Source organism: Streptomyces sp. NPDC005141, assembly GCF_053599975.1.
The window spans coordinates 139,381-146,202 of record NZ_JBSFYW010000019.1 but is presented as its reverse complement, the minus strand read 5'-3'; the positions used below and the strand labels follow the sequence as shown (position 1 = coordinate 146,202).

The 6,822-nt window shown below is 71.0% G+C and carries 8 protein-coding genes; 3 read left to right on the top strand and 5 right to left on the bottom strand.

All coding sequences use genetic code 11. The features are described from left to right. The first annotated feature begins 98 nt into the window (after positions 1 to 98). The gene (locus ACWD68_RS17845) at positions 99 to 839 is read left to right on the top strand and encodes an SDR family NAD(P)-dependent oxidoreductase (RefSeq protein WP_451807364.1); all 741 of its coding nucleotides are present in this window, start codon (positions 99 to 101) and stop codon (positions 837 to 839) included. 100 nt (positions 840 to 939) lie between these two features. On the opposite strand, the gene ACWD68_RS17840 is transcribed toward ACWD68_RS17845, so the two are convergent. Together ACWD68_RS17840 and ACWD68_RS17835 are read right to left on the bottom strand one after the other, a co-directional pair. Beyond that, positions 940 to 1,119 carry a hypothetical protein gene (locus ACWD68_RS17840; RefSeq protein ID WP_266756208.1) on the bottom strand — a complete coding sequence of 60 codons (180 nt, stop codon included), beginning with the start codon at positions 1,117 to 1,119 and terminating at the stop codon, positions 940 to 942. A 234-nt stretch (positions 1,120 to 1,353) separates the two neighbouring features. Continuing rightward, the gene (locus ACWD68_RS17835) at positions 1,354 to 1,527 is read right to left on the bottom strand and encodes a hypothetical protein (protein ID WP_451807363.1); all 174 of its coding nucleotides are present in this window, start codon (positions 1,525 to 1,527) and stop codon (positions 1,354 to 1,356) included. Between the two features lie 415 nt (positions 1,528 to 1,942). Here ACWD68_RS17835 and ACWD68_RS17830 point away from each other — a divergent pair, with 415 nt between their 5' ends. Further along, positions 1,943 to 2,782, top strand: coding sequence for a hypothetical protein (locus ACWD68_RS17830; protein ID WP_451807362.1), 840 nt, complete (start codon positions 1,943 to 1,945; stop codon positions 2,780 to 2,782). 7 nt (positions 2,783 to 2,789) lie between these two features. Here the strand turns inward: ACWD68_RS17830 and ACWD68_RS17825 are convergent, their stop codons facing one another. Continuing rightward, positions 2,790 to 3,917: an FAD-dependent oxidoreductase gene (locus ACWD68_RS17825; protein ID WP_451807361.1), complete on the bottom strand. Its 1,128-nt coding sequence runs from the start codon at positions 3,915 to 3,917 to the stop codon at positions 2,790 to 2,792. Between the two features lie 149 nt (positions 3,918 to 4,066). Here ACWD68_RS17825 and ACWD68_RS17820 point away from each other — a divergent pair, with 149 nt between their 5' ends. Then, entirely contained in the window at positions 4,067 to 4,786 is a 720-nt protein-coding gene (locus tag ACWD68_RS17820; RefSeq protein ID WP_451807360.1) for a TetR/AcrR family transcriptional regulator, read from the top strand. A 260-nt stretch (positions 4,787 to 5,046) separates the two neighbouring features. Here ACWD68_RS17820 and ACWD68_RS17815 read toward each other — a convergent pair whose 3' ends face one another. Together ACWD68_RS17815 and ACWD68_RS17810 are read right to left on the bottom strand one after the other, a co-directional pair. Then, positions 5,047 to 5,235: a hypothetical protein gene (locus ACWD68_RS17815; RefSeq protein WP_451807359.1), complete on the bottom strand. Its 189-nt coding sequence runs from the start codon at positions 5,233 to 5,235 to the stop codon at positions 5,047 to 5,049. Positions 5,236 to 5,313: 78 nt separating this feature from the next. Then, the gene (locus ACWD68_RS17810; RefSeq protein WP_451807358.1) at positions 5,314 to 6,189 is read right to left on the bottom strand and encodes an undecaprenyl-diphosphate phosphatase; all 876 of its coding nucleotides are present in this window, start codon (positions 6,187 to 6,189) and stop codon (positions 5,314 to 5,316) included. Positions 6,190 to 6,822 lie beyond the last annotated feature (633 nt).

Genomic DNA, 6,822 nt, shown 5'->3' with positions numbered 1-6,822 from the left:
GCGGGCTCACGGCCCAAACATCAAGCGGCGTCGGCGGACAGCCCCTGTACCGATTTTCACGCCCGCGGGGCGTCACCGCAGGTGAACGGTCGACTCCTATGGCACGTCCGGTCACGATCGTCACGGGTGGCAGCCGGGGGATCGGGGCGGCGGCTTGTGTCCGACTCGCGGCGGACGGGCATGACGTGGTGGTCGGCTACGTGAGCGACGCCGAGGCCGCCGAGCGGACCGCGACCGCCGTCCGCGCGGCCGGGGCGCAGTGTGTCACGGTGCGCGTGGACACCTCCGACGAGGCCGACGTCGAGCGGCTCTTCGACACGGCCGGGGACCGGTTGGGTCGGGTGACAGGGCTGGTGAACAACGCCGGGGTGACCGGACCGCTCGGACGGCTCGCGGACGCCGACCCCGCCGACCTGCGGCGCGTGATCGAGGTCAACCTGCTGGGCACGCTGCTGTGTTCGCGTCGCGCGGCCCGTTCCATGGCCGCCCTCGGAGGCGGGGCCATCGTGAATGTGTCCTCGGCGGCCGCCACGCTCGGCAGTCCCGGTGAGTTCGTGCACTACGCGGCGAGCAAGGCCGCCGTCGACGCGCTCACCACGGGACTCGCCAAGGAACTCGGTCCCGACGGCATCCGCGTCAACGCGGTCGCTCCCGGCATGATCGGCACCGAGATGCACGCGACCATGGGCGACCCGGGTCGCGTCGAGCGTGCCGCCTCGTCGATTCCGCTGCGCCGCGTCGGCCGGGCCGAGGAAATCGCCGCCGCCATCGCGTGGTTGATGTCGCCCGACGCGTCGTACACGACGGGGGCGGTGGTGCGGGTGTCCGGCGGGCGGTGAGCCCCGGCCGCTCTCCCGGCGTCCAAGTCGGCCTGTCGGTGGGGTGGTTGTACCGGGATGCCTGGCCTGCGTGATACCCCGGACGTTGAAGAAGACGGACCTACGCCGCCTCGATGATCTCCCCGCGGATCGCCTCGGCCCATTTCACGACCAACAGCTCGTACTCCGCGCGCTCCTGTGCGGACAGGGAGCCGCCCGCCCGCGTCCACAGGGCGCGGATCTGTTCGTTCAACGCGGCGGCAGACCGCACGGAACCAGACGGAGTGAAATCGGGGGACATGCGCACCAGCCTAGGGGCAAGGACTGACACTGCGCTACCGGACGGCTACTCAAGCCGTATGCCCTTCGTCACGGCGCGCGCGACGACGCCTCGCCGTCCGTCCAACTTCGCGCCCAGGGGCTTCGGTTGCCCCGGGCGGCGGCCCGGGGTGCTCGACGACGCCGACGTGGAGCCGGCGGCGCGCGGACACTCGGTAGCTGCCGCCCGGAGCACTCCGGGGTTTCCGCTGCGGGCTCAGCCCTTCGGCGTGCCCGCTTCCGGCCGTTCCGCCCACACCCGCGCGGCCAGCGCATCCGCCTCATCCTGAGGGATCCCGGCCTTCACCAGGATGATCCCGCGGCTGCCGTCCGGGAACTTCACACTGCGCGCTTCCATGCCCAACCGGCCCAGCGTTGGCTCCTTCGGCATGCACCACCTCCAGTCGAGGAGACCACGCTAGAACGGTCCCACCGCAGTCGGCAGAAAATGTTCGGCCAGACGGCCTACTACCCCCCTCACCTGGTACATCGCCCTCGGCATGCCGGGCGTAAACCGGCTCGCCCGCCGAGCGTCGCCCGCCCGGCACGGCCGCCCCCGTGGCACGGAAAGGAGCGGACCGCCACCCCGGAGCTGCGCCATCGCACCGACGGAGCCGGGAGCGGTGGTCGAGGGCGCCGGAGCTCTACGCCCCGGGGAACCGTGCCGTCGTGCACGGTCCCGGTCGGCCGCCGGCGACGGTGGCGGGCGAAGCTGTCCTTCCCGCAACCGCCGGGGCATAACGTTCCTTATGCGCAACCTCGGTTGGGGTCGCGATGGTGCGTAACGAGATATCAATGGGGGGCGAGTGATCACTCCAGCACCGCCGAGGCGGGCGTGTGTCCGCTACGGCGCCGATGGTGTCAAGTGTGGCAACGCCACGAACCGGGCCGACGGCTGGTGCGGACAGTGCGCGGGGTACACGACACCCGAGCCGCCGACCACCGACGCCGAGGCCGGGCCGCGTCGCTCCGCCTGGCGCTGGGGACCGGGGGACTGGACGTCCGCCCCCTTGGGGATGGATTCCGACGAGGCGTACGAGATCGACGTCACGCCAGGGGCTGTCGCCACCTACGCCAGGGTCCACGCGGTGGAGCCGCAGAACGCAGAGACACAGATCAGATCGCTGTTCGAGGATCTCATGGCCAGCCACGCGGCCACGGAGCGGAACGAGGCCGGCGCCTGGCGCGTCTACTTCCCGAAGCACGGCTACGGCCTGCTCATCAGCGAGGACCGCAGCCACATCCTCCGGTACTGCACCCGGCACATGGAACGGACCTGGGCCCAGTACCGGACCGGTGTCGCCTCCCGCATCAGCGGACCGAACCGCATGCCCGCCTGGAAGCGCGAGGGAGTGGCGAAGCATCTCGGCATCGCGGTCGGGGGGAAGGTCGTGGACCTCTACGCCCGGCACAAGCTGGGCCTCAAGGTCACCTCGGCGAACATCGACGAAGTGGCGCGGCGGCTCGCCGCCCATCTGAACGAGCACGTCCTGCCTCAGTGGCGGCACGGTGACGACGAGTCGATCGACGACGGAGGCGGCAACACCTGGCGCCTTGTCCGCAACGAGGAGCACCCCGGGGGACTGATCCTGGCCACCTACGCCACCGGCGACACCCCTCCGCAGGAGCGCGGTGAGACGCCATGAGCATGGCTCATCGCGCCTGCTCGGGACCGGTGAACATGCTGATCAGGCCCTGGGGAGCGTCGTCACCGAAGAGGAGCTCGTGGAGGTCGGCGCCATCGGTGGCGGCCGCGGCGCTGCGGGGGAACAGGTCCTGCTCGTACGCGGTGAGCGCGGCCTCGAGATCGCCGGGGTGCGCGGCGATGGCCTTGCCGAGTTCGGCGCCGTCGTACATGGCCAGGTTGGCGCCCTCGCCGTTCGGGGCCGAGAGGTGGGCGGCGTCGCCCAGCAGGGTCACCCCCGGCGCACGGTCCCACCGGTGCTCGTCGGGCAGGGCGTTGAGGGTGCGCAGGACCGGTGCGGACTCGCCGTCGGTGATGAGCGCGGTGAGCTCCGGTGCCCAGCCGTCGAATTCCTGGGCGATCCGCGCGGTGGCCGCGGCGGAATCGGTGAAATCGATTCCGGCGAACCATTCCTGCGGCTTGGAGAGCGCCACGTAGGTGTGGAGGGTCCCGCCGCTCTCCCGGTGGGCCTGGATCCCCTTCCCCGGCGCCAGCGCGAACAGCGCCCCGCCGCCGACCGCTTTCGCGGCGGCGGGGTGCCGGGTGTCGCCGTCGAACAGGTAGGTCTCGATGAACGACCGGCCGATGTACTCGGGTGCCGCGTCGGAAAGCAGCGGCCGGACCCGTGACCACGCGCCGTCCGCGCCGACCAGCAGGCTCGTGACGGCGGTGCCGCCGTCGGCGAAGGTCACCTCGTGGCGCCCCTCGCCGAGGACGCGGACGCCGCTGACCTTGTGTCCCCAGCGGACGGTGCCGGCCGGGAGCGAGTCGAGCAGGATCTGTCGCAGCTCGCCGCGCAGCACCTCGGGGCGTCCGCGCGTGCTGTCGTCGTCGAACAGAACGGTCCCGTCCGGGGCGAGGACCCGTGTCGCCTCGCGGCCCTCCAGGATGATGCCGCGGAACTCGTCCATCAGGTCTGCCGCCTGGAGAGCCGGTTGGCCGGTGTTGTCGTGGATGTCGAGCATCCCGCCTTGCGGCCGCTCGGTCGGAGAGGTCTCCGCCTCGTAGACCGTGGCCGGGATTCCGTGGACGTGCAGGACGCGGGCGAGGGTTAGGCCGCCGAGTCCGGCGCCGATGATCGCGACGGGAGTGGTCATGGTGCTTCCTTTCCTGAACGCGGACCGTCGGGCGGACACCTTCACCCGGCGGGCTCCGTCTGGAACGTCGTTCCAGTCACTTCAGGATGGAACGGCATTCCATTCATTGTCAAGCTGGAACGATGTTCCAAGGTGTCTAGGATGGAGACATGGCAACACGAACGCGCCGGGCACAGCGGCGCACGGAGGCGCTCTCGCGGGAGAGCATCGTCGAGGCCGCCGTCGAGCTGCTCGACGGCGACGGCGAGGGTGGACTGACGTTCCGGGCACTGGCCGAACGCCTCGCCACCGGGCCCGGGGCGATCTATTGGCATGTGGCGAACAAGGGCGAGCTGCTCGACGCCGCGACCGACGCGGTCGTGGCCGCCGCTCTGGCCGTCGAGCCCGCCGAGCCCGCCGAGTCTCCGGGCTCGCCGCGGGACGAGATCCGCGTCGTCGCGCTCGGCCTGTTCGACGCGATCGAGGAACACCCGTGGCTGGCCACGCAGCTCTCGACGCACCTCTCCCGCAGCCCCTGGGGCTCGGTGACGCCACGGATCTTCGAAAGCATCGGCCGGCGGGTCCCCGCGCTGGGCGTGCCCCGGGGCAGTTGGTTCACGGCGACCTCGGCATTGGTGCACTACATTCTCGGCGCCGCCGGCCAGAACGCCGCGAACACCGCGAGCGCCCGCACTCTCGGGACCGACGTGGGCCGCACCGAGTTCCTCGACGCCGTATCGAAGGCATGGGAGGCGCTCGACCCCGACGACTACCCGTTCACCCGGGCCGTCGCGGACCAGCTGCGCGAGCACGACGACCGCGAGCAGTTCCTCGCCGGCGTCGATCTCGTCCTGACCGGCATCACCGCTCGCCACCCGACCAGTGACTAGGCGTACCCCAACCGTCATCCGAGCTGGGCAAGCCCTCGGTTCCGGCCACCGGCGCGGACTCCAACCGGACCCGAGGAGCCGGGTGCCGGCGACCGGGACGACTCCGTGTTGTCAGTGGCTGCTCGTAGGCTGGGGCCAACATCCCAGCGATCCAGTCGGGTTGTTGCTGCTGGGGCCCCGCCGGAGTGATGCCCGCGCGGGGCACTCGACCCACTCGCCCGGCTCGTCGAATCCAGGGGCCGAGCTCGACGGCGGAGCGGTCAGTGGTCGTCGTATGCGTTCTCGGCGAGGTGGCCCGCCGCATCCTCGTTCTCGCTGAGCCACGCCTCGCAGACCCGGTAGGACGGGACGGCGTCCTCGGGGCACTGGACACGCCCCGCTCGGCGACGGACACGGTCGCCCTCGCGAGTGGGAGGCGACTGGGAGAACAGGCCCCCGAGTCGCTCCATCCAGCTCCCTGACCGTGCGGCCCGGCGCGAGTTCAGGCGCGCGACCCAGCCCTGGAGGGGAGCGGCCGAACAGTGGCCTCAGCCGGCGGATTCGGCGGCGTGCGGGCTGAGGACATCCGTGCTCACGAGCGCGATGATGACGATGCCGAGCGCGATCCGGTACCAGACGAACGGCATGAAGCTCTTGTGCGAGATGAACTTCATGAACCAGGCGATCACCGCGTAACCGACGGCGAAAGCGATGATCGTCGCGAAGATGGTGGGGCCCCAGGACACATGGCCCTCCGCGGCCGCGTCCTTGAGCTCGAAGGTGCCGGAGGCGAGGACGGCCGGCATGGCCAGGAGGAAGGAGTAACGGGCCGCCGCCGCACGGCTGTAGCCCATGAAGAGGCCGCCGCTGATGGTCGCGCCGGACCGGGAGACGCCCGGGATCAGGGCCATCGCCTGGCAGAGGCCGTACAGCAGGCCGTCCCGGGTGTTCAGATCCTCAAGTACCTTGCGCTGCTTGGCGGCCCGGTGCTTCCCGCCCGACTCGTCGCGTGCCGCGAGCCGGTCGGCGATGCCTATGACGATGCCCACCACGATCAACATGGTGGCGGTGACCCGCAGATCGCGGAACGGCCCCTCGATCTGGTCCTTGAGCGTGATCCCGAGCACGCCGATCGGAATCGAGCCGACGATCACCAGCCAGCCCATCTGGGCGTCGTGATTGCTGCGCATCGCCTTGTTCGTGAGCGAGCGGAACCACGCCGACAGGATCCTTCCCACGTCCTTGCGGAAGTAGATCAGCACCGCGGCCTCCGTGCCGAGCTGCGTGATGGCGGTGAAGGCCGCACCGGGATCCTCCCAGCCCGCGAACGCCGCGGTCAGCCGCAGATGCGCGCTGGAGGAGACGGGAAGAAATTCGGTCAGCCCCTGGACGAGTCCGAGGATGAGGGATTCAAACCAAGACATGAAGTTACGTGGTCCAAGTGCTGGTCGTGGAAGGGGCGACGGGCACGCCGTATCGCGGTGCGAGGTGATCACGGGTGTTGAGGGCAGCGTAGCGTCCGCGTGCGACAGCCCGGTCACAGGGGTTTCGCAGCCGACCGGGCAGCGCTCTGCCGTCCCGGTGCGGGGCATTGTCTTCCCTGGTGGAGAGCCTCGGGGGTGGTCCGTTGCCGGCCAGGGTCCGGCTCGGGTTCCTGCCAAGGCCCCGCAAAGGTCTGGTTCAGCTCCAAGCCGGGGTCGCCCGGCTCCGGCCCCGCTCCGGCGGACGCGCCGGAGGAAGGGCAGGCACGTTTCGCCCGCGCCCGGCGTGATCTCGCACTGGAGGGATATCGCGCGCTGTGCGACGCGGACGGACCCGCGCCGCTCGCGGCGTTCCACCGGGCCGCCGTGGCCCTGGTGCGGCCACGCCTCGCGGAGTGGCGCGCGCGGTGGCGGCGCGGCGCCGAGGCCGCCGCCGCTGCCACGGCGGACCAGCTCGGCCGGCTGGAGCGGGGCGACGCCACGCATCTGGCCGACGCCGTCGTGCGGGCCGGACGGCCTTGTGCGCGAGGCCGGTTCGGAATGTGTGGGCGGCTCGACGTCTACGAGGAGGCCGAG